The organism is Pseudarthrobacter sp. J1738, assembly GCF_050490315.1.
In the GTDB taxonomy this organism is placed as follows: domain Bacteria; phylum Actinomycetota; class Actinomycetes; order Actinomycetales; family Micrococcaceae; genus JBNPEO01.
In genome coordinates, this window is the sequence record NZ_JBNPEO010000003.1 from 210,288 (window position 1) to 232,460 (window position 22,173).

Here is a 22,173-nt window from a genome sequence, read left to right on the forward strand (position 1 = left end):
CTGTCAGTCTCTTCCCGGCTTACTCCCAGACTCCTTGGCTATAAAGAACTGCACGCCACTTTGATACAACTTTTGCTATCCCGGCCTGCTTGAGAACGCAGCGCTACTTGCGGTGCAGCACGTAGAGGAATGGGCATGGGTTTTTGGCAACAAGTTTTGAACATGGCAGTCACGGGTCCCCGTTTCCTTCTTGCCTGGACCCTATTGAGCTCACTTCTTCTGGTCTACTTACTGCTTAAACGACGCCGGGCGCGCTGGTTTGTTCTGGCAGCCGCTAGTTTGGCAGTGGGCACCGCAATTGGTTTGGCAGTGCTGTGGTACTGCGTTTTTGTGGATAACACCTTTGGCGGTCCGCTCATTTTTGAGGTCTGGTTCTGGGCTACTGCAGCTTTCGCCGGTATTGGCCTAGCTATGGTGAACCTGCGTGGCGGCCGTTGGTGGCGGAGCATCGTTGCCGGGTTCTCCGTGCTGATCTTTCTGACCACCGCCGTTTTTCAAGTCAACGCAGCCTACGGGCTGAACCCCACCCTCGGCTCGCTACTGAACATCAACACAGCCGGAATAGTCAAGATTCCGCTGCGGTCTCGTTGGCAAAAAGGCAATAACGAGACCCTATACAAAGAGTGGAAGGCCCCGGCTGACATGCCGAAAGTGGGCTTGAGAGGCAAAACTCCTCTGCCTATCCCAGCAACGCATTCAAAGTTCAAAGCCCGCTGGACAGGTCTTTACCTTCCGCCAGCAGCATTGGTGAAGCACCCGCCCTTGCTGCCATTTATGATCATGATGATGGGCCAGCCTGGTGGTCCCAGCCCGGACCCTGTTGCTCGAGTGGCGGACGCCATGGCAGCAAAAAATCATGGGTTAGCGCCAGTCATTTTGGTAGTAGATCAGATCGGTGACCCCTACACCGACACCCTCTGCATCAATTCTGCCCGGGGCAACGTAGAAACGTATGTGATTGATGACGTGCTCCCGTGGGCGCGGGCCAACCTGCCCATCCTTAAGGACCGAAAGGACTGGACAGTTGCCGGCTTTTCAAACGGCGGGGTGTGTGCCAGTTACTACGCTGCCAAGTACCCGCAAGACTTTGGAAATTACATCTCCATCTCCGGAGAAGAGTTCCCGGGCTCAGAAAAGCCAGCAGACAACCTGGCCGCTCTTTTTGGCGGCAATCAAAAAGCGTACGATGCAGTGAAGCCAAAAAACATTATGCTGGCCCACGGAACCTACAAAGATCTGTCAGGTGTTTACACGGCCGGCAGCAACGATCCGGCCTACGTGGCTGCAGCAAAACATCTGTTGGCCACGGCCCTGCACGTGGGCATCAAAGCTGCCTTCTTTCCCCTTGCTGGAGTGGGCCACGTCAAGGGAGCCGTAGCCGGTGGAATGCCAGACGCCTTTAAGACTTTGTACCCACGCTGGGGGTTAGCGGCCCCATGAGTGGGCAGGTTCGCACTAGCCAAGACCGGATCAGAAGCTTCCTCCAACGCATCCCCTTCTCCTTCGCCCTAGCCGCAATTCTCCTCGCAGCTGCAGCGTTTAGCGGCACACTCTTTGGCTCAGCTAATCCCGCTCAGCTATGGGGCCAAGGCGTTGACAACACCTTCCTCGCAGGACGTTGGTGGACCCCCTTTACGGCTCTACTCATCCCACAAGACGCCACCGCAACACTCGTCTCAGCGGGTGGAGCGGTCCTCCTGCTCGGCGTGGCGGAACGCGTGTTGGGCACCAAAAAAGCCACCATCGCGTTCTTGGCCACAGGTTTAGCTGGCGGTGTTCTGGGTGTGCTGATGCAGTGGGTTGGCACCCTCACCTGGGAATGGTGGTCCACTTCTGCCTCGGGGAACGTCACACTGGACCCCGTGACCGGGATCTTCGGCGCCCTTGCCACAGCGTCAGGGAGCATGGGCCTGTTGTGGCGCCGGCGAACCAGAGTAGTTCTGGTGTCCTTTGTGCTGATTTTTGTCCTTTACTCGGGAGACCCGGAGGACTTTTACCGGCTCCTAGCTGTACTAGTAGGTATTGGCCTCGGAATCATTTGGCACCGGCGCAACGGCGCCAGCAAACACGCCAAGTACGCGCTGACGTTCGCTTCGAGTTCCCACCGCGAGACGCGAACTCTGGTAGCCGCCGTCGTATTGGTCACCGCAATTGGACCCTTGGTTGCTTTCCTTGGCAGCACTGACCTGACGCCCTTCGCCTTCGGCTCCTACCTGGTGATGAACGACGCCGGAACCTCCACCTCTGTTGCAGCAGCGTGCCACGGTGCCAGCCCCATAAGCCGTGCCTGCATCCACCAATTGGCTCGCTTGGGCTCCCACGGTCCCGGAATGATGGCACTGGCCTTTGTCCCAGTAGTCCTGCTAGCGCTCGCCGCGTGGGGGCTGTACCGCGGCAGGCGATTCGGCTGGTGGCTGGCTGTCTGCGCTAACGCCGCAATCCTCTTTGCATGGCCAGGTTCCTTCGGCGTCACCCGGCTGATGACTCAATCCGGCACGGGCATTCACCGCCCGTTCAACGGCCAAGAACTGAACATCTGGATCATCAGCGCCGCCCTAGTGCCGGTGGGATCGTTGGTGATGCTGTGGATCAAGCGCAAAGACTTTGGCATCCGGGCCCCGCGTCAAGCACTCCAACACTTCTGGGTGATTATTGGCGGAGCGTTTTTGACGCTTTCCATCGCGTACACACTCAGTGCTTTGCTGGTACTTAAATCCTTGGCACCCCACGTTACTGCCGCAAGGGTTCTCCTAGACGTCCCGCACCGTTTTATCCCACCGCACTTCCTCAGCGGTTTGGTCCCCCTCGTCCTGCCACGGCACAGCCCGGTCAGTTGGGCCTACCAGTGGGCCGGGCCAGTCTTTTGGACGATTTTTGTGGTGGCGAGCTTGTGGTTGCTTTCGCGATCGTCGCGCACCGTTTCTACGCACGACGGCGCCCGGTTCCGTGAGCTCTTACGCCGCCATGGCGGTGGCTCGCTAGGACATATGGCCACGTGGGAGGGAAACACCCCGTGGTTCACTCACGACGGCGAGGGAGCGCTCGCGTACCGGGTGGTTAATGGGCATGCCCTGGTCCTAGGGGAACCGGTTTGTTCCCCGGTCCGCGTGGAATCAACAGTGCAGGAATTTTTGCTGTATTGCGACGCTCAAAATTTCTCACCCGTGTTTTATTCGTTCCACAATTCCTTACTGCCAGTCTTTGGCAAGCTCGGTTGGCGGCACTTGCCCGTTGGTGAAGAAACCATCATCAACCTGACCGGTTTCTCCCTCAAAGGCAAAGCATGGCAAAGCGTCCGGACCTCCTTGAACAAAGCCATCAGAGACGGCAGGACTACTGTTTGGACGTCTTGGCACGAGCTACCTCTTGCTGCCACCTCTGAAATCGAAGCCATCTCAGAAGCTTGGCTTGCTGAAAATAAACTCCCAGAAATGGGTTTCACGCTGGGCGGGATTGAGGAGCTTAATGATCCTGAGGTTCGTTTGATGCTCGCTGTGGCTGAGGATGGCCACATTGAGGCTGTTACTTCGTGGATGCCTGTTTATGAACACGGCCAAGTAGTGGGTTGGACTCTGGACTTTATGCGCCGTGCCCCCGAATCGGAGAACGGTGTGATGGAATTCCTGATCGCCTCCGCGGCCTTGCAATTCCAACGCGACGGAGTCCGGTTCTTGAGTCTGTCCGGGGCGCCGCTTGCCACCAAACCGGCAGACGTTGCACCCGAAGCAGACCAGGCACCCAGCACCGACATTGCTGCCTTCCAAGCCTGGCTCTCACGCACCCTAGAACCTGCATACGGCTTCGGTTCCTTGTTCCGCTTCAAGGCAAAATTCCACCCCGAATACTCCACGCTCTACATGGCGTTCCCGGACCTTGCAGCACTCCCAACCATCGGTATGGCGCTTGCCCGCGCGTACTTGCCGGACGTCTCCACCCGTGAAGGCGTTGTCCTGGCCCGTACCTTAGGCCGCAAAGACTAACTCCGGCGAGTTTCGGCGTCGTACAGTTCTTGCTTGTATTGAGGTTGTTTTGTGACGTTACCGAAGGTGCTGCTGTTTTGTCTCGGGGGCGAAGAATGCCATCCACACCACGGCAATAACCACTAGTGCGCCGGCTAGGGCGAAGCTGGTTGCCAGGCCAAAAGTGGGCCAGAAGTACGCACCAAAAATCAGTGGCCCAAACCCGGCGCCAATGCGTGAAAACGTTGAAGCCCAGCCAAAGCCGGAGCCGCGCAACTCCGTGGGGTAAAGCTCAGAAACGTAGGCGTACAACACCGGGATAGCCACCTGAACCACAAAACCGTAGGCGAGCAGCCAACCCACAGCGGCAGCCGGAATATCCACCACAAAGGCCACCACCACAAGGGTTGCGGCTGCGAGCGGACCAGTGATCGCCAGGATCCATTTGCGGCCCACACGCTCCACCAGCAGGGCTGCAACCACCACACCCAAAAGGCCCACGCCGGCCATACCAGCAGTTGTCACAAAGGCTTTGTACTCGGCAAAACCCGCGCCAATGAGGATCTTCGGCATCCACGTCAGGGACAAGTAGTAGACCAACAGGATGCTAAAAAACAGTAGCCAGGAAGTGGCCGTGATTTTCCAGTTGAACGCCCAAATTCCGCGCAACTGCGCCAAAACACTACCGGCCGAAAGCTTGGGGGCCTCATGTGGTTCAGGCAAGCTGTACGCCACAGCGGTGCCGCCAGTGTCCTTGACCAACTGGTCAATCACGGCTGCAGCTTCCTCACGCCGGCCCTTGCTAATGAGGAACAACGGGGACTCGGGAACACCGCGCCGAATCCAGAACACCAAAAGGGCCGGGATTACCATCACCAGCATGATCACTCGCCAGTCGCCATAAGCGGCCACCAAGGCTGCGGAAACCACACCGCACAAGGCAGCGCCCACCGGCCACCAACCGTCCATTGCCGTCAGCACCCGGCCGCGTTGTTTGCGGGGCGTAAATTCACCCACCAGCGCGTAATCCACCGGGATGCAACCGCCCAGACCAAAACCGGCGATAAAACGGAAGATGCAAAACCACACAAAGTCGGGAGCAAAAGCACCAAACACCGTAAAAATGGAGAAGATCAGCAAAGTGGCGGTAAACGCTTTTTTACGCCCAATGCTGTCAGCGATGGTGCCCCACACAAACGCGCCAAGTGCCATTCCGATCAGATTTGCTGTACCCACCCACGCCACATCCGAGGCTGCAAGCGCCCAGTGTTTGGACAACAAAGGGATCAGAACGCCGTTGAGGGTGACATCCCATGCGTCGAACATAAAACCAAGGCCACCGATGATAAAGATGCGGCCTTGCACTTTCCACCGCCACGGCAAATCCTGAACGATTTGCTCGCCGCTAGGAACCGTTGTGTACGTGTTCATAACATCTCCCGATCTACTCTGGGAAAACTCTAGTACGCGGCCCGGTTCTTGCGGGGGTGCTCAGCGGGTTTTTGTGATGGCCTCACGCAGAAAACCATTGGCTTGCCCCAAAGCTGCACGTCCGGCGTCGGGTGTGACACCGGTAAGCAACAACAATATGGCGAGCTTGACCGAACCGTCCGCCGCCTCCAAAGCGTTTGCTGCCTGATCTGCGTCCACACCTGTTGCCTGTTGGACGGTGCGCTGGGAACGGGCACGCAACTTGGCATTAGTGGCTTGCAAATCCACCATCAAATTCCCGTAGGTTTTGCCCAGCTTGACCATACTCAGAGTGCTGATCATGTTGACCACCAGCTTTTGGGCAGTACCGGACTTCAAACGCGTAGAACCCGTCACAAACTCCGGTCCCACTTCAACTTCAATGGCAACGTCCGCGGCCTGGCCAATTGCCGAACCGGTGTTGCACGCAATCGCTGCCGAAAACGCACCAACCTCCCGGGCCGCAGCCAAGGCACCCAAAACATAGGGGGTTCGGCCGGATGCCGAAATGCCGATCACGGCGTCGTTTTTATTCAGTTTCAACGCATGCAAATCGGCTGCGCCAGCTTCAACGTTGTCCTCGGCGTTCTCCACAGCATGCTGCACGGCACGGCTACCTCCCGCGATCACACCAACCACCATTTCCGCAGGAGTGCCAAAGGTTGGTGGGCATTCGGACGCATCAAGCACACCAATCCGGCCGGCCGTCCCAGCACCGGTGTAAATCAACCTGCCGCCAGCCGCTAGCTTTTGGGTGACTGCGTCAACAGCCTGCGCGATCTGCCCGAGGGATTTGCTCACTGCCGCGGCAACCAGCGCATCCTGACCATTCATCGCCGCCACCAACTCGGAAGTACTCATGGTGTCTAGGAGCTGAAAATCCGGGTTGCTGCGCTCGGTGGCGAGGCTGGCTAGCTCGGCGCGGAGCGGGCCTAGATCCTCAGAGTAGGCAGCGGATTCAGCGGGCTGATTCACGGTAAAGGTGCCTTTCCTGCAAAAGCGGACCAGGGCCGGCGGCCAGTGCTGCGCCGTCCAGCCCGGTGCCAAGAGGTTCGACGACGGCGAAGCCGTTTTGGGTTAATGCTGCGGCCAAGGTGCGGGCAAAGTACGGCGAGCTGGCAAGGCCGCCCAAAACCGAAACCGTTGCTGTTCCACTGCTTGCATCCGAGCTGCTAGTTGTCCTTGAATCGCTAATCGTGCCTGAGACGCTAGATGAGCCTGAGACGCTAGTTGTGACTGTGACGCTAGCCCGCCGGACTGACTCGGCCAAGTACTTGCAGGCCTGATCAATGATTTTGGCGGCCACAACGTCCTTGTTCTCAGCGGCGGCCAGAACAGCCGGAGCGAAGCTAGCTAACGGCCGCGAAGGGTTCTCGAAGCTGCCCAACCAGCTAGGAAGTAGCTCGGGGGACCGGACCATAGCGGTACTGGCGGCTGTGAGAGTAGTGGCCGGGCCGGCGTCGTACGCTTCCAAGACGGCGCTCAGGCCCGCCTGACCAATCCACCGGCCGCTGCCTCGATCACCCAAAAACGGCCCCCAACCGTCAGCCCGGTGCAGCTCACCGGCGCCATCAAAGCGGAACGCAACGGCGCCCGTGCCTACTATCAACACAGTGCCGGGGTTGGAACCAAAAGCGCCGAGCTGGGCGGCGGTGGCATCCGAAAGGACAGTGGCATCCCCGCGGAAGTGAGCGGCAAGTTCGGTGGCCAAACGCTGACCGCCAGCGGTGTCTGCGGCTACGCCGGCGACTGCTGCACCAACGCTGACTGCTCCGTGGATGGGGAGGTGAGTGGCGGCGTCGGCGATTAATTCGAACGCCTTCCGTGAGCCACCCTCAGTGGCTAGGCCGGCGAAACCAGGGGCTTCGGCGGTGCCCAAAACTTTTGCACCAGGCACGTGATTTTCGCGCAATTCGAGGCGGCACTTGCTCTTGCCAATGTCCGCCGCAAGAACCATCCGCGCGGGGCCCTTGGGCGCAAAGTGATCCATGTCTCAACTCTATCCCGGCGCCTCGCGTGTCCGGTCACACCAAGCTACGAGTCATACAAAGGTGGGAGTCATACAAAGGCGCAGAGTCATACAAAGGCGCGGAGGGGAGGCCGACGCGTGGACGCGATAAACTGGCCGGGCACCCAGCCCTCCCACTAGCGATTCCCACCGGAGACTTTTGTGACCTTGACGCAATTTGACCGTGTTCCCATCCGTCGCGCATTGATTTCTGTGTACGACAAGACCGGATTGGAGGAGCTGGCACGGGGCCTTCACGCCGCTGGCGTCAAGATTGTTTCCACCGGTTCCACAGCCAAGAAAATTGCCGCCGCCGGAATCCCGGTTCAGGAAGTGGAAGAAGTCACCGGTTCCCCGGAAATGCTTGATGGCCGGGTAAAGACCCTGCACCCGCGCGTTCACGGTGGCATCTTGGCCGACCGTCGTCTGCAGTCCCACGTGGATACCCTCGCCGAGATGGATATTGAAGCCTTTGACCTAGTGGTGGTCAACCTCTATCCCTTCGTTGAAACCGTCAAGTCCGGCGCCGCCCAAGATGATGTGGTGGAGCAAATCGACATCGGAGGCCCCGCCATGGTGCGCTCCGCCGCCAAGAACCACGCATCGGTTGCCATCGTCACCGACCCGGCCATCTACGATTCCGTCGTTGAGGCCGCTGCCGCCGGCGGTTTTGATCTGAAAACCCGACGCCGTCTCGCGGCACGTGCTTTCGCCCACACCGCAAGCTATGACACCGCCGTCGCAACGTGGACCGCTTCCCAGTTCCTGGACGAAGACGGCGACGGGCAGATTGACTGGCCCGCCTACGCCGGCCTCGCCCTGGAGCGATCCGAGGTTTTGCGCTACGGCGAAAACCCGCACCAGCAGGCTGCCCTGTATGTGGACAAGGCGGCGCCGGCCGGTATTGCACAGGCTGATCAGCTGCACGGCAAGGCCATGAGCTACAACAACTTTGTTGACGCCGACGCCGCCCTGCGCGCAGCCTTCGATTTCTCCGAGCCCGCAGTGGCTGTGGTGAAGCATGCCAACCCTTGTGGTGTTGCGGTTGCTTCCCCTGACTCCGAGGACCCGATTGCTGATGCCCACGCCAAGGCGCACGCCTGCGATCCCGTCTCCGCCTTTGGTGGTGTCATTGCCGCGAACCGCACTGTGACCGCCGGAATGGCCCGCACCGTTGCCGGCATTTTCACCGAAGTGGTGATTGCCCCGGACTTTGAGCCGGAAGCCGTGGAAATTCTTTCCGCTAAGAAGAACATCCGCCTCCTGGCCTTGCCTGAGGGTTACGGACGTTACCCCACTGAATTCCGTCAGGTCTCCGGCGGAATGCTGGTTCAGGCGAGCGACAAGGTAGACGCCGACGGCGACAACCCCGCCAACTGGACCCTCGCCGCAGGTGAAGCCGCCGACGACGCAACCCTCGCCGATCTCGCCTTCGCGTGGACCGCATGCCGTGCAGCGAAGTCCAACGCCATCCTCCTCGCCAACAACGGTGCGGCAGTGGGTATTGGAATGGGCCAAGTGAACCGACTGGATTCCTGCCGCTTGGCCGTGGAACGGGCCAACACGCTTGGTGTTGCTGTTGAGTCCGACGTTGACGGTGCCGGTGGAGCATCCAACGCGAGCGGTGCGGGTGCTCCCGAGCGTGCTCGTGGTGCTGTTGCTGCGTCCGACGCGTTCTTCCCGTTCGCCGACGGTCTGCAAATCCTGATCGACGCCGGTGTCCGCGCGGTTGTTCAGCCTGGCGGTTCCGTGCGGGACGAGGAAGTGGTGACAGCGGCCAAGGAAGCCGGCATCACCATGTACTTCACCGGTTCGCGTCACTTCTTCCACTAATAACCCCCGCCTCGCCCTCAACCACCGCCGAATGGGTAGATAACGTCGCTTTGAAGTGATTCATAACGACGTTATCTACCCACTCGGCGGAAGGGGAGCAGGGGAGAGCAAAAAGGAGCCACATGGCTAGGCTGCGTGAAGTGCGGGTTCACCGCGTTCGTGTGCCGCTAGTGGGACACTTCACCACCGCGGTTCGCAGCGCCACTGAGCTCGAGACAGTGCTAGTCGAAGCCATCGATTCGGATGGGTTCAGCGGCTGGGGTGAGGCGCCGATCAGTAAAGTCACACGCCTCTCCACTGAGCAAACAGTCGCCAGCATTGAAGGCCCGCTGGCCGCCCTAGTTCTTCATCAAGATGGCGGATTGCACGGCACAAATGCCCACTCTGGTACGGGGTTGGGGGGTGCGCTGCCCGGGGAACTCAGCGAATCCCTGGCACGGTTGGAACAAAGCACGGAACCACCGGCTGCCCGTATGGCTATGGACTGTGCCCTCCACGACCTAGCAGCCCAGCAGCACGGTGTGGATCTGGCAACTTATCTAGCCAGCATTATCGCTAGCGGCGAAGCTCAGTCTGGATTCGGTATCAAGGCCTTAGCCAAAGTACCCCAAGTGAAGATCGAGACTGACATAACGCTTTCCGTCGCACCGCCAGCGGAGCTCGCCACTAAAGCAGCTGCACATGTGGCGGCCGGGTTCCGTTGCCTGAAGGTAAAGCTCGACGCGCGGATGGACGTCCTTGCCTCGATGCAAGCCGTGCGTGCGGCCGCCGGGGACCAGACCGTGTTGCGCATCGATGCAAACCAAGCATTTAACGCCTCGGAGGCCATCCGGGTGATCCGGGCATTGGAAGACGCAGGCTTGAACATAGAGCTTGCAGAACAACCAGTACCGGCAGGGGACTGGGCAGGCCTCGCGCAGGTGAGTGCCGCCGTCGAGACCCCGGTTTTGGCGGACGAAAGTCTCTGGAACCTCCAAGACCTAGAGCAATTACTGCGCTACCAGGCCGCACCCATGGTGAACATCAAGTTGGCTAAAACGGGTGGGCTCCGGCACGGATTGAGACTTCTGGAACGGGCCACTGCCGAAGGCATAGATGTGGTTATTGGGTGCATGCTGGAGAGCCATGTGGGCATTGGTGCAGCGGTAGCACTCGCCGCTCAGTTGCCTGCAAGTGACGGCCGCTCTGCAAGTGACGGCCGTTCTGCCGCGCAGGACCTCGACGGCGGGCTGTGGCTCACCGCCTCTCCTGTGCGCGGAGGGATCGAATATCAGGGTATGAACATTCAGCGTTCCACAGCCCCCGGCCTGGGAATTAGCGGGCTGGCTCTCGGCTAAGAATCCCTCGCCTAGGATTTAGGCAGCTACTGTGTTGCCCTATGCAGTTCCCAAGCCATCCGTGAAAGCGCTTGGATGGCGGGCAAGGCGTCCTTTTCCTCGTAGGCCCGGGTACACACTGCCAAAACGTAGCCGTCGCTGAGGAAGCCGTTTTGTGGGGCAACAAAAGCAACATCGTGTTGAATGCCGGTGACCCAGCCGGACTTGCTACCCCAACGCACCTCGGCCCCTGCGGAATCCAGCTCCGCGCCAAGATCTCCGAACTCTTGAGCCATCAGCCACTGAGTCATCAATTCCGTCAGCTCTGGACCAGCCACGGCACCTGTCACAATGGCGCGCATCACGGCTGTCAGATCACGTGCAGTCACTTGGTGGCTCAACCCAGCCCGCAGTGCCGGGATGTCGCCGATCATCCGCTCCATACGCGAAGAGGCTGCCCCGCAGGCAGACAAAGCGTCGTTGACCGCGGGCAGCCCAACCAGCTGCACCACCAGATTGGTAGCCTCATTTGAGGAGACAGTGATCATGCGCCGAAGTACCTCAGAGAGCGGCATCAGCGTTCCGGGCGAAGGCATCCCCATGTCCCGTTCTTCGGGTTCAAAGGTGAAGTCTTCGGTGCCGGTGGCCGAGGGAAAAGTGTGTGCCGCCGCAATTTCTTGGTTCAAGTCCAGCTCGCCACGTTCCACAGCCCTGATTGCTGCCACCATCACGCCGAGCTTGATAGTGCTTGCCGAGTAGAACGGAAGGTCAGCTTCCCGTTGGGATAAAACAGCACCATCCATTGTTGTGAGGCAATACGCGATGGTGGGCACGCCGTCGCTATAGTCAGACTGAACGGGCATGGTGGCTCCTAGCTGAGATGAGAGTAGACCGTGTCCGAGACGGCCAAACGAACGGGTTGGAAGTCGGAAATCTCGCGCCGAGGATGCACCCGATTGCTCAGCAAAACAACACTCATTCGAGCATCGCGGTCTACCAACAATGAGGTACCGGTGAAGCCGTTGTGGCCGCGCGCATGTGGGGATCCCATCCACGCGGCTTGGCCAATTCTTAGCCCCAGACCGTGGCCGAATTCGGCTCCAGAGGTGGGCAGAAACTTACCAAGTACGTCCCGGAGCTGATCCGTCCACATGGCAGTTGCCAGTGTGGGGGACAAGATGCCAGGCAAGCCTGCGCGCAAGAATTCGGCGAAGCCCAAGAGCGCACCAGCGGTGCCGAACAGGCCAGCGTTTCCGCACGCACCGCCCAAAGACCAGGCAGCTTCATCGTGGACAACACCACGAATCATGCCCCGGCCGAGTTCCGGCTGGTACTCAGTCGCGGCGCTACACAGCGGATCTGGTGTGAAACTCAGCCCACCATTGGCATCCACTTTGGAGAGCACCTTCTCGTTGACGAGCTGAAGCCAAGGTTTTCCCGTGATCTGCTCGGCCGCAGCCATGATGGTGTTGAATCCCGCGCACGAGTATTCAAAGTGGGTGCCAGGCTGGTGAAGCGGTTCAAGAGCCAGCAGATCGGCCAGCAGCGCTTCACGGTCAAAGACTGCTCCGGTAGCCAGCGGCCCGCGCCAGCCGTCCCACGTCCCAGGCAACCCCGAGGTGTGGGTCAGAAGCTGACGCAATGTCACACCAAATTTGCCCAGCGGCACTGGAACCGTCTGATCAAGGTCCCACACGCCGTCGTCCACTAGTGCCAGCGCCGTGACAGCGGTGAAAACCTTCGTCACAGACGCCAAATCGTAGAGCGTTTCGGCGCTCGCCGGGATCCGCTCTTGCTCCGGAAGTTCAGTACCGTCGCTACCAAAACGCACAGCGTCGCCCACGGTGATCACCGGCAGCCGTTCACCGTCCACAGCAACTGCGCAAACTGCCGACGGCGTGACACCGGTTTGGACAGCAGCGCTTAGCAGACGCTTCAGCTCGGTATGCAATGACTCGTGCCCCGGGCTGAGGCCAGTGGCTCTCACTACTCCAACACCAAACGTGGCTGGCTTCCGTCCGGCGCGTGCAAGGTGGCTGGAACGCCCAGAGGAATACTGTGTGCCGCAGGTCCGTGGCCAAAGCCCAGTTCCCACACCAAGGGAACGCCTAGCGGACCGAGTAGTTCAACACAGAGCTTCTTGATTTCCTCAAGGTCACCGCAATCTTGCCATGAGCCCAAAGCGATGCCACTCAATCCTTCGAACCAGCCGGCCCGGAGTAGTGAGGTCAGCATCCCATCAATCTTGTAGGTGGGTTCGGTGACATCCTCGAGTAAGGCGATTCGGCCGGTATTGTTCGGCAGCACCCGCCCACGGCCCCCCAAGGTCATCACCAGAAGGCTCAGATTTCCGCCGGTAAGGATTCCGTGGGCAGTGCCGCTGACGAGAGTTTGGGCGGTTGCCGCTGTGTAACTCCGGCCAGGGAAGGGAGCAAATACGGCCGCTTTGAGCCTTGTAGTTGCTACAGCATCATCGAGCAAGGCAGCAGTGGCCAGCATGGGGGTAAACCACGAGGGCAAACCCAACTTTTCACCCCAAAATTCGTGAATCCCTGTGATATCAGAGGAGCCAAAGAGCGGCTTCGGCTCGGCGGCACGGAGCTGATCGACGTCGAGCAAGTCCAAAAGCCGCACTGACCCGTAGCCGCCTCGGATCACAAAAACTGCGGCGAGGCTTGGATCGCACCACGCGTTCTGCAGGTCAGCGGCCCGCTGCTCGTCGGTTCCGGCAAGATACAACGCGCGGGGATGTGCAGCCCGAAGGTGATCGCCAAGTACTGGAACTAGCCCCCACGATTCCAAAAGTGCCACCGAGCGTTCAATCATCGCCGGTACTGGCGGCCCCGAAGTTGCCACCAGCCCCACCCGGTCACCTAGCTGCAGCGGAGCCAAGATGTCAGTTGTTTTCGGATGCTCCATCATGCGTCCGAACCGATGGCCACGCTGGAGTCATCGGCCAGCACATTGTTGGTTGGCACCACGCTGAGCAATTTGCGGGTGTATTCGTGTTGAGGGTTCAGCAAAACGTCTTCCACCTTGCCTTCTTCAACAATCTGACCTTCAAACATCACCACCACTCGATCAGCGATGTTCCACGCCAAGCCGAGGTCATGAGTTATGACCAGGGCACCCAAGCCGAGTTCACAGCGCAAACGCAAGAGCAGGGCAAGAATTTCGGCACGTACGGAGGCATCCAGGCTAGCCACCGGCTCATCGGCAACCAGGAATTCCGGTTCCAAGGCAAGAGCGCCAGCAATCACCACTCGCTGCCGCTGCCCTCCTGAAAGTTCTTGAGGAATGGCCGTTAGGTAACGTTCAGGCGGGTTCAACTCGGCTTTTTGCAGTGCCGCTGTAACGATTTCCCGTTCGTTCCCTGGCAACTTGTGCAGTCGAGGCCCCTCGGCCACGGCTTCGTAGACAGAGTGCTTAGGGTTTAGTGCCGCCGACGGATCTTGCAGCACAAACTGGACGCTCCGCCGGTAATCCTTGAGCGCTTTGCGATGGTGAGAAAGCGGTTTGCCTTCGAACAACACGTCCCCGGAGGTGGGACGTTGCAAGGCAAGCATGGTACGAGCCAGTGTGGTTTTACCGGACCCGGATTGACCCACAAGCGCAACAATTTCACCCCGGCCGCAGCTCAGATTCACGGAGTCCACAGCCTTGACCGTGCCGCCGCGTCCGGCGAACGTCACGGACAAGTTTCGCGCCTCCAACACAACATCTTCCGGGTCGGGGGCAGTAAAGGCGCCGGCCTTTTCCCCTGCGTTTGCTGAGGGTGCGTCAGGCGCAGTGTAGCCGGGCAAACGGAGTCGAGAGGCAGGATCCCCGATCAATGGAAACGCCGCGGCGAGGGCCTGGGTGTGTGGGTGCTGCGGGTTACGCATAACGTCAGCAGAAGGACCATCCTCCACAATTTTTCCTTGCTGCATCACCACAATCCGCTCACAAGTGGCAGCAAGAACCGAGAGGTCGTGGCTGATCATAATGAGCGAGAGCCCGCGTGAGGCCACCAGTGCAGTCAGCACGTTCAGCACTTGTGCCTGAACAATCACGTCCAATGCAGTGGTTGGTTCATCAGCGATGATGAGCTCAGGATCGCAAGCCAAAGCCATCGCGATCATCACGCGCTGCTTCTGCCCGCCGGAGAGTTCATGAGGGTAGGAAGCGCCCTTGGCCGGGGAGAGGTCCACCAGCTCCAAGAGTTCGGCAACACGTGCATTTCGTGCAGCATCGTCCTTGTACGGAAGCACTTTTGCGTGGACACGCAGTGCCTCGGCGATTTGGTCACGGACCTTGCGAACCGGGTTGAGTGAGTGCATGGCACCCTGGAAAACGATTGCTGCTTCAGTCCAACGCACGGCGCGCAGACGGCCCCAACTGAGGTCAGGCACATTGTCTTCACCCAGCAAGATGCTGCCTTCAACCTTGGCATTAGCAGGCAGCAAACGGAGCACTGACATGGCCAGTGTGGACTTTCCGCAGCCAGACTCGCCAGCAAGACCCAACGTTGAGCCGGGTTCGACGACGAGGCTGACGCCGTCGACCGCTGTCAGCGAGCGGCGGCCTTCTTCTCCTTGAGTGGAGTAGGTGACCCGGAGGTCCTTGAATTCAAGACGCGGCATTAGCGGCCTCTCAGGGTCGGGTTAATAACTGACTCGAAGGCGCGCCCCACCAAAGTGAAGCACAGCACCACAACAACGATTGCAATACCGGGGGTAAGGACAAACCACCAATAGCCTCCGGTTGCCGCGCCGGTATCCAACGCGGATTTGAGCATGGACCCCCAAGAGATCTGTCCGGGGTCGCCCATACCAAGGAAGGACAGGGTGGATTCGGCGATGATGGCCGAACCTACTGTCAGGGTGGTGTTGGCGAGGACAAGTGGCATCACGGCCGGGAGGACGTGCTTGCCAATGATGTGGGCGTCCGAAGCTCCCAAGGCCCAGCTGCGTTCAATGTAGGCGCGGGATTCCACGCTGAGCGTTTGGGAACGTACCAGGCGGGCTGTTCCGGCCCACGAGGTGATCCCGATGGCAATCACAATGGTGGCAACGCCGGGGCCAATCACTGAGGAGAGCACAATCGCCAAGACCAGGCTTGGCACAACCAAGAAGAAGTCGATGATTCGCATCAACACCCCTTGGGTGACTCCGGTGAAGTGGCCTGCAGCCATACCCACCACTGTGCCAATCAACATGGACACACCAGTGGCAGCAAAACCAACCAAGAGAGAGATCCGGGCGCCCCAAACCAGCATCGCCAAAATAGACCGGCCCGAGGGGTCCGTGCCCAAAGGGTTCGCCCATGTTGGTGGTTCATTTTGAGCTGCGGTGATGCGTGTGACATCGAGGGTCTCTTCGGGTGCTAGCACGGGGGCTAGTAGCGCTAGAAGAATAACGAGGCCCAATAAGATCAGTCCGATGAGCCCGGCTCGGTTTGAGGCAAACTCCGCCCAGACCTCACGAAGCCGTTGAATCCGCCGGGCGTTGGCCACGTTGCGTTGGCCAGTGGTCAGTGTGCTCATGATGCACGCAGCCGCGGGTCAAGGAGTCGGTAGACGATGTCGGCGAAGAAATTCATAAAGATCACAATCGAAGAGAAGACAACAAAGGTTCCCTGAAGAAGCGGGAAGTCAGGGGCAGATAGCGCCTGGAAAGTGAGGTAACCCAGGCCCGGCCAGGAGAAGACGGTCTCCACCGTCACAGCCCCGCCTACCAAACCGCCCAGGGTCAGAAAGATGAGTGTCACGGTGGGCAAAAGCGCATTGGGCACAGCGTGCTTAATGCGTACGTCGTCCTCTCGCAGGCCTTTGGCTCGCGCCGTGACCAAATAGTCTGAGGTCATTTCTTCAAGGAGGGATGCCCGCATGACCATCAAGTACTGGGCGTAGACGACGGCGACCATGGTCAACACCGGTAGCACCATGTGGCGTGCCACATCCCAGAGGTAGTTGAAGCCTGTGGCTTGAACGCCAGCGGTCACCATTCCACCGGTGGGGAACCAGCGCAAACCTCCAGCAAAGACCAAAAGCATCAATAGGCCCAACCAAAAGGTGGGGACAGACCAAAAGATCAGCGCCAAACCGGTATGAGTTTTGTCGAAGTTGCTACCGCGCCGCCACGCGGCCCGTTGTCCGAGCCAGAGGCCCAGAACAACGGACAGCGCGGCAGCGGTGCCGGTGAGTAGCAAGGTAGGGCCGATCCGATCCAGGATAAGTTCCATGACCGGCCGGTTGTAGGTGTAGGAATCGCCCAGTTTGCCCTGAAAGAGGTCCGTCAAATACCGCCAAAACTGGGCCGGGAGAGGCTGGTCTAGGCCGTATTGCCGCCGCAAGATGTCCATCTGTTCCGGTGTCACCTGCCGCCCGTCCGCCAATGAGCGCACAGGATCACCGGGCAGGATACGGAAGGCGAAGAAGCCAAGGACAACCACCATCACCAAGGAAACGGCGGCGCCGCCGGCTTTTGCGCCGATATAACGCGGCCAGCTGCCCCCGCGCCGAGGTTCGTCGATGTCCTTGATTGGCCCGCCTTCTGCGGCAGAATTTGGTGCAGATGTGGTCCCTGCGAGGACGGGTTCACTGAGCGTAGGTTCCATTGTTATTCGCGGTCTCCTGCCGTTGCGTTACGGCGGCGGTAGAGAACAAATCCGCCAGCAGCCAACACCACCACAATGACAGCGGGCACAATGACAGCGGCTGGGTTGAAGCCACCATCAGACTGCTCGGTGCCGGACTTGCTGCTCACTGGTGTGGCACTGTAGTAGCCCCACGGGCCGTTCTGGCCGGTGATAACGCCACCTTCTTCAGGCTGCGTGACGAACGGTTCAAACTTGTCAGATCGGTACGCTTCGAGCGTGTTGGCGTAGTACATCACGTTATTAACCGCTGCGTTGTAGATCAGTTCCTGAGCTTTCTTGACCAAGGCGCTGCGTTTGGCCTGATCGAGTTCCTCGTGCTGTTGCTTGAAGATCGCATCGAATTCTGGCGAGCAGTAGTTGTTTTCCGAGGTTGCGCCTGTGCCATCGGCATTAGGACGTGAAGCACAAGTGTTGATGGACAGCTGGAAGTCCGGGTCCGGGCCCATTCCCCAACCGGTGAAGTAGAGGTCAAAGTTACCAACAACTGAGTCATCGTTCAGCTGGGCTGAAGACTTCATTACTGTGGTGACGTCGATGCCGATTTCCTTCAACCACGGCTTGACGTAATCAGCCATCTGCTGGTGTGTTGGTTCGCTGTTGCGGCCGGCAAGGCGGAGCTTGAGTGGCTTTCCGGTCTTGTCCAAGCGGATCCCGTCGGCACCCTTGGTGTAACCCGCCTTGTCCAGCAGCTCGTTGGCCGCCTTCGGGTTGTACTTCAACGGCAGGTCCTTGGTATCCCAGTTGTACTGCGGGTATGCGAGAGGAACCTCACCAGTGGCTTCTTGTCCTAGACCCTGAAGAACCTTCTCAAGAAGCGTCTTGTTATCAATCGCCATAACAATTGCCCGGCGTAGTTGAACGTCCTGCAAGGCCGGGTTGCCGTCCCCGATCAGCTTGTTTTCAGGCGTTGTGGTTCCAGGGTTGATGCCAATTGCTTGGTAGCGGCGGCCAGTGCCGGCGTTGGTGGTGATCCCCGGCTGATTCTGGAGGGCCTTGTACTGGGCGGGAGTGAGGCCGCTGATTAGATCAACTTCACCGGTCTTGAGTGCCTGCACTGCAGCGTCAGTGTTTTTGTACGGGGCGTAAGTGATGCCGTCAATCTTGGCCTTGCCCTCCCAGTAGTACGGGTTGGATTTCAGGCTGACACCAGCCGTTTTGTCATAACTGGTGACAATAAAGGGCCCGGATCCAACCGTGTCCTTGTCATTGGTGTATTTGGCGGGATCCCCAACCTTGGACCAAACGTGTTCTGGCATGATCGGAAGCTGCGTTCCGGGGTTCGGTGCTTGCGGGGCGTTGAGAGTGATAACTAGGGTCTCGTCGTCTTTGGCTTCTACACTCTGTACCGATGACAGCAGCGAGCCGTTGGCCTGCTTGAGCTCGTCATTTGTCTGGATGGCTTTGAATGTCCATGCGCCGTCTTTGGCCGTAATCGGCTCACCATCGGACCACTTGCGGTCCTTGGGCAGGTGGAATGTCCACACCTTACCGTCCGGGGAGGTCTCCCACTTGTCAGCCATGCTGGGAATGTCCTCGTTGTTCTTTGGCCCGTAGGCCACCAAGGACTGGTACTGCAAGGCAAGGATGTTGGTGCTGCTAGCCAAGATGGCTTTGAAGGGGTTGAGCGAGTCGATGTCGCCAGTGAGGGCGAGTTTGAGTGTGGTTCCGCTGGCTTCGGAACTTGCGGCAGTTGCCGCAGGGAGGGTACCCGCTGCGGGAGCCAGTGCGATGACGGCTGCTGCTAGAACGGCCGGGATACTTCGCCGAAGTCTGGATGTGCCGGGTGTTTTTGCGCTGTGCGGTGCTTGGTCTGGTGCAGCCGCGGTTCGTATGGGTGTCATCGCGTTCCCCTCATTGTGTGGTGATCGGTGTAGTGCCACGTCCCCCGAAGTGCCGATTCCCGCTGAATGTGGGGGACGGGTTCAAAGTATCCAAGAGATGTGTCGTGGATGTGACGGGCATGTAAATGAATTACGGGTTTGGAAAACGTGATGCAATTCACTTACGCTCACCCTATAACCGAGGTGTTCAGAAAACCATGCAAGGAGACCCAACCGTGACAAATAATCTGCCAACACCTCCGGTGGACTCCCACTCAATGGCTAGCCCCGAGTCCGCTTTTGACCCGGCCGAATTATGTTCGCAACTCATCCGCTTCGACACCACAAACCATGGCGAAGGCAAAAGTGCAGGGGAGAAGGAATGCGCCGAATACATTGCTTCCTTGCTGCAAAGTGCAGGCTACGCGCCGCTACTACTAGGCCCCTCGCCTGAGCGCACTTCGGTGGTGCTCCGCGTCGAAGGTAGAGACCGTACCTTGCCGGGCTTACTAGTGCACGCTCACCTAGACGTGGTGCCAGCCGAGCCGGAGCAATGGAGCCGTGATCCCTTCTCAGGCGAGATTGCTGACGGCTATGTGTACGGACGTGGAGCCTCGGATATGAAGGACATGGTGGCGATGACTCTTGCCACCTTGCTTGAGTGGGCGCAGCAGGGAATCCGCCCACAACGCGACATTGTGGTGGCATTTGTTGCTGATGAAGAGGACAAGGGTGACTACGGTGCTCTCTGGCTTGCAGCGGAACACCCTGAGCTATTTACCGGCGTCGAAGCAGCTATTGGGGAGTCTGGCGGACATGCAACGCTGCTGACCGCCGTCGACGGTTCTCCCGTCCGGCTCTATCCGGTGGCTGTAGCAGAACGCGGAACATTGCACATCAGGGTCCGTGCACAGGGCACCTCGGGCCATGGCTCCCGCCCCGTGCCCGTGAATGCAGTAAAAATTCTTATCTCGGCCCTCGAGCGTGTGGGCCAACACCAATGGCCACTAACCCTCACACCCGCCGTTAAGTCCTACATCGAGCAGACCACTGCAGCGCTGGGCCACCGCGCAGATCTAGAAACCGAAGAAGGCGTCCAACTGGCCATCGAAACCATGGGGGCCGCCGGAACAGTGGCGGCAGTGACTATTCGCTGCTCATCTACGCCCACGGTGCTGCGTGCCGGATACAAAGTGAATGTCATCCCGGGCACCGCTGAGGCGGACATCGACATTCGTTGCCTACCGGGGACCGAAGAGTCCACCATGGCGGTCATCGACTCACTTCTTGGGCCAGGAATTACGCGAGAGTTTCTCTCGCACCAGCCGCCTACCCAATCCGACGCAGGCTCCCACTGGTTCGATTCGATGAGCACGGCACTCACTCGGCACGACCCGGACGCCGTCGTAGTTCCCTACTGCATGGGAGGCGGCACGGACGCCAAGGCGTTTGCCCCGTTGGGAATTTCTTGCTTCGGCTTCGCGCCCTTGGGCGCCGATCCGGAGGGCCGCACCGTGGACGGCGTGCACGGCATTGACGAACGAGTGCCAGTAGCCAGTCTCCGCAGTGGCCAGCGCATTTTGCGAGACTTCCTGGAAAACGTATGAGGCGCCGAATGGCACCGGCGCTCGCCGTCGGTGTTTTCAACGGGAACCGGCTCCAGCGAACCGTTTTAGAAGGAAAAATCGACGACGCCGGAACCCCACCGCAGGCAGACACAGCGTTCCGTATCGCCTCGTGCACCAAGTCGTTCACGGCCGCCGCTATTTTGATCCTCCGTGATCGTGGGCTCTTAGAGCTCGACGACGAAGTGGTCACCTACCTGCCACATTTACGTTTGCTGGCTCCCTCAGCTGACATCCCCTACGGGCCGCTCACGCTGCGGATGCTTCTGAGTATGTCCGGTGGTATGCCCACAGACGATCCGTGGGCGGACCGGCAAGAAGCCATGCCGGACGCTGCTTTTGAGGAATTGCTTGCTGCGGGGATTCGCCTCGTTCGAAAACCTGGGACGGGGTACGAATACTCAAATCTGGGCTACGCCATGCTCGGTGCTGTCATTGCAAAAGTCACCGGAACGGCGTACATCGAGGTGGTGCGCAAGGAGCTCCTCGAACCGTTGGGGCTCCTGAGTACCGGGTTCGATTCACGCGTTCCAGCGAACGGGGGGGTCGCTAAGGGCTACTCGCGGCGCGGCGATTCTTGGGAGCTGCAGCCCTTTACGGGACCTGGAGCGTTCTCTGCAATCGGTGGTTTGTTTAGTACCGTCAACGATCTTGGGCGTTGGGCAACGTGGCTTGCTGACGCGTTTAACGATGGCCCTGAAGAGCCTGCGTCCCCGCTGAGTAGGGCCAGTCGCCGCGAAATGCAGCGTCTTCACGTTCTGGTTGATCCTGAAAGCCCAGCTACGGCGATGGCTGGCAGCAGTGCCGGCGGATATGGACTTGGGCTGCGGATCTTGAATGATCCTGAGCGGGGATTAATCGTTGGACATTCAGGTGGGTATCCAGGTTTTAGCTCGCATATGACGTGGCATCCGGCTAGCGGATACGCCGTTGTGGGCTTTGAAAATGCCACCTACGCCAACGTGGGTGTACTGGTGCGTGAAGTGCTCGGCGCGGAACTCGACGGGCAGAGCGATAACTCTGCCAGCGCGGCGGCCATGGCTTCTTCTCGCGAAATTGCCGCGTTTCCCAGCGCCGTGCAGCCTGCACTGCCAAGCAGCGGTCCGTGGCCGGAAACACTGGCGGCGCGCGCCGTCGTCGAACGTCTTATTCGCGAGTGGGACGATCCGCTGGCCCGCTCAATCTTCGCTGCAAATGTGGAACTTGATGAGGCAATAGTCAGCCGGCGGGACCAACTTCAGTCTGCGCTGGCCATGGTGGGAACGCTCGATTGGGGAGCTGTAGATCGCGGGCGAAGCGTGACAGCCGCCAGGCATGAGTGGCTACTCACGGGTTCTGCGGGGACACTTCGCTGTGAACTCCTACTGACGCCGGAGGCCGCGCCAAAGGTTCAGACGCTAAAATTCACAGCCAATATCTTCGCTGCGCGTGATGCAGCGGAACCTGTAAGGCCATAGAATCCGTGAACCCTAGACTTTCGGAGCTCGTGAGCAAGGGCCTACC

The 22,173-nt window shown here is 59.3% G+C and carries 16 protein-coding genes; 6 read left to right on the forward strand and 10 right to left on the reverse strand.

Annotated features, from left to right (window positions below; genetic code table 11):
* Positions 1 to 135: 135 nt before the first annotated feature.
* Together ACQR35_RS06840 and ACQR35_RS06845 are read left to right on the forward strand one after the other, a co-directional pair.
* Complete coding sequence (locus ACQR35_RS06840; protein WP_430266854.1) at positions 136 to 1,440, forward strand: alpha/beta hydrolase; 1,305 nt, start codon at positions 136 to 138, stop codon at positions 1,438 to 1,440.
* A complete protein-coding gene (locus tag ACQR35_RS06845; RefSeq protein WP_430269612.1) occupies positions 1,437 to 3,980 on the forward strand; it encodes a bifunctional lysylphosphatidylglycerol flippase/synthetase MprF in 2,544 nt (847 codons plus the stop codon). Before ACQR35_RS06840 ends, ACQR35_RS06845 begins: the two co-directional genes overlap by 4 nt.
* Before the next feature lie 57 nt (positions 3,981 to 4,037).
* On the opposite strand, the gene ACQR35_RS06850 is transcribed toward ACQR35_RS06845, so the two are convergent.
* The 3 genes from ACQR35_RS06850 to ACQR35_RS06860 are packed head-to-tail and all read right to left on the reverse strand — an operon-like array spanning position 4,038 to position 7,419.
* A complete protein-coding gene (locus ACQR35_RS06850) occupies positions 4,038 to 5,390 on the reverse strand; it encodes an MFS transporter (RefSeq protein WP_430269613.1) in 1,353 nt (450 codons plus the stop codon).
* 60 nt (positions 5,391 to 5,450) lie between these two features.
* Complete coding sequence (gene murQ, locus ACQR35_RS06855; protein ID WP_430266857.1) at positions 5,451 to 6,404, reverse strand: N-acetylmuramic acid 6-phosphate etherase; 954 nt, start codon at positions 6,402 to 6,404, stop codon at positions 5,451 to 5,453.
* On the reverse strand, positions 6,388 to 7,419 hold the full coding sequence (locus tag ACQR35_RS06860) for an N-acetylglucosamine kinase (RefSeq protein ID WP_430269614.1): 1,032 nt from the start codon (positions 7,417 to 7,419) through the stop codon (positions 6,388 to 6,390). Before ACQR35_RS06860 ends, murQ begins: the two co-directional genes overlap by 17 nt.
* 180 nt (positions 7,420 to 7,599) lie before the next feature.
* Here ACQR35_RS06860 and purH point away from each other — a divergent pair, with 180 nt between their 5' ends.
* A complete protein-coding gene (gene purH / locus ACQR35_RS06865) occupies positions 7,600 to 9,270 on the forward strand; it encodes a bifunctional phosphoribosylaminoimidazolecarboxamide formyltransferase/IMP cyclohydrolase (RefSeq protein WP_430266859.1) in 1,671 nt (556 codons plus the stop codon).
* Positions 9,271 to 9,392: 122 nt separating this feature from the next.
* Positions 9,393 to 10,607, forward strand: a complete 1,215-nt coding sequence (locus ACQR35_RS06870) for an enolase C-terminal domain-like protein (RefSeq protein ID WP_430269615.1) — start codon at positions 9,393 to 9,395, stop codon at positions 10,605 to 10,607.
* 26 nt (positions 10,608 to 10,633) lie between these two features.
* On the opposite strand, the gene ACQR35_RS06875 is transcribed toward ACQR35_RS06870, so the two are convergent.
* Genes ACQR35_RS06875 through ACQR35_RS06905 form a run of 7 tightly spaced genes read right to left on the reverse strand, consistent with a single transcriptional unit; the run spans position 10,634 to position 19,066 of the window.
* Complete coding sequence (locus tag ACQR35_RS06875) at positions 10,634 to 11,449, reverse strand: serine hydrolase (RefSeq protein WP_430266861.1); 816 nt, start codon at positions 11,447 to 11,449, stop codon at positions 10,634 to 10,636.
* An 8-nt stretch (positions 11,450 to 11,457) separates the two neighbouring features.
* A complete protein-coding gene (locus ACQR35_RS06880) occupies positions 11,458 to 12,573 on the reverse strand; it encodes a serine hydrolase domain-containing protein (RefSeq protein ID WP_430266862.1) in 1,116 nt (371 codons plus the stop codon).
* The gene (locus ACQR35_RS06885) at positions 12,573 to 13,508 is read right to left on the reverse strand and encodes a S66 peptidase family protein (RefSeq protein WP_430269616.1); all 936 of its coding nucleotides are present in this window, start codon (positions 13,506 to 13,508) and stop codon (positions 12,573 to 12,575) included. Before ACQR35_RS06885 ends, ACQR35_RS06880 begins: the two co-directional genes overlap by 1 nt.
* The gene (locus ACQR35_RS06890; protein WP_430269617.1) at positions 13,505 to 15,208 is read right to left on the reverse strand and encodes a dipeptide ABC transporter ATP-binding protein; all 1,704 of its coding nucleotides are present in this window, start codon (positions 15,206 to 15,208) and stop codon (positions 13,505 to 13,507) included. The genes ACQR35_RS06885 and ACQR35_RS06890 overlap by 4 nt, the downstream gene beginning before the upstream one ends.
* On the reverse strand, positions 15,208 to 16,110 hold the full coding sequence (locus ACQR35_RS06895; protein WP_430266865.1) for an ABC transporter permease: 903 nt from the start codon (positions 16,108 to 16,110) through the stop codon (positions 15,208 to 15,210). The genes ACQR35_RS06890 and ACQR35_RS06895 overlap by 1 nt, the downstream gene beginning before the upstream one ends.
* On the reverse strand, positions 16,107 to 17,183 hold the full coding sequence (locus ACQR35_RS06900) for an ABC transporter permease (RefSeq protein ID WP_430266866.1): 1,077 nt from the start codon (positions 17,181 to 17,183) through the stop codon (positions 16,107 to 16,109). Before ACQR35_RS06900 ends, ACQR35_RS06895 begins: the two co-directional genes overlap by 4 nt.
* A gap of 2 nt (positions 17,184 to 17,185) precedes the next feature.
* On the reverse strand, positions 17,186 to 19,066 hold the full coding sequence (locus tag ACQR35_RS06905) for an ABC transporter substrate-binding protein (RefSeq protein ID WP_430269618.1): 1,881 nt from the start codon (positions 19,064 to 19,066) through the stop codon (positions 17,186 to 17,188).
* 215 nt (positions 19,067 to 19,281) lie between these two features.
* Between ACQR35_RS06905 and ACQR35_RS06910 the strand changes: the two genes are divergently transcribed.
* Positions 19,282 to 20,652 carry a M20/M25/M40 family metallo-hydrolase gene (locus ACQR35_RS06910; protein ID WP_430269619.1) on the forward strand — a complete coding sequence of 457 codons (1,371 nt, stop codon included), beginning with the start codon at positions 19,282 to 19,284 and terminating at the stop codon, positions 20,650 to 20,652.
* Positions 20,649 to 22,127, forward strand: coding sequence for a serine hydrolase domain-containing protein (locus ACQR35_RS06915; RefSeq protein ID WP_430269620.1), 1,479 nt, complete (start codon positions 20,649 to 20,651; stop codon positions 22,125 to 22,127). Before ACQR35_RS06910 ends, ACQR35_RS06915 begins: the two co-directional genes overlap by 4 nt.
* Positions 22,128 to 22,173: the final 46 nt, after the last annotated feature.

Bases quoted from the DNA above. Each gene is read 5' to 3' on its own strand.
- ACQR35_RS06870 (WP_430269615.1), top strand. From the start codon at position 9,393: ATGGCTAGGCTGCGTGAAGTGCGGGTTCACCGCGTTCGTGTGCCGCTA.
- ACQR35_RS06860 (WP_430269614.1), bottom strand. From the start codon at position 7,419: ATGGATCACTTTGCGCCCAAGGGCCCCGCGCGGATGGTTCTTGCGGCG.
- ACQR35_RS06885 (WP_430269616.1), bottom strand. From the start codon at position 13,508: ATGATGGAGCATCCGAAAACAACTGACATCTTGGCTCCGCTGCAGCTA.
- ACQR35_RS06845 (WP_430269612.1), top strand. From the start codon at position 1,437: ATGAGTGGGCAGGTTCGCACTAGCCAAGACCGGATCAGAAGCTTCCTC.
- ACQR35_RS06875 (WP_430266861.1), bottom strand. From the start codon at position 11,449: ATGCCCGTTCAGTCTGACTATAGCGACGGCGTGCCCACCATCGCGTAT.
- ACQR35_RS06905 (WP_430269618.1), bottom strand. From the start codon at position 19,066: ATGACACCCATACGAACCGCGGCTGCACCAGACCAAGCACCGCACAGC.
- ACQR35_RS06900 (WP_430266866.1), bottom strand. From the start codon at position 17,183: ATGGAACCTACGCTCAGTGAACCCGTCCTCGCAGGGACCACATCTGCA.
- ACQR35_RS06915 (WP_430269620.1), top strand. From the start codon at position 20,649: ATGAGGCGCCGAATGGCACCGGCGCTCGCCGTCGGTGTTTTCAACGGG.
- ACQR35_RS06895 (WP_430266865.1), bottom strand. From the start codon at position 16,110: ATGAGCACACTGACCACTGGCCAACGCAACGTGGCCAACGCCCGGCGG.
- ACQR35_RS06890 (WP_430269617.1), bottom strand. From the start codon at position 15,208: ATGCCGCGTCTTGAATTCAAGGACCTCCGGGTCACCTACTCCACTCAA.
- ACQR35_RS06850 (WP_430269613.1), bottom strand. From the start codon at position 5,390: ATGAACACGTACACAACGGTTCCTAGCGGCGAGCAAATCGTTCAGGAT.
- ACQR35_RS06840 (WP_430266854.1), top strand. From the start codon at position 136: ATGGGTTTTTGGCAACAAGTTTTGAACATGGCAGTCACGGGTCCCCGT.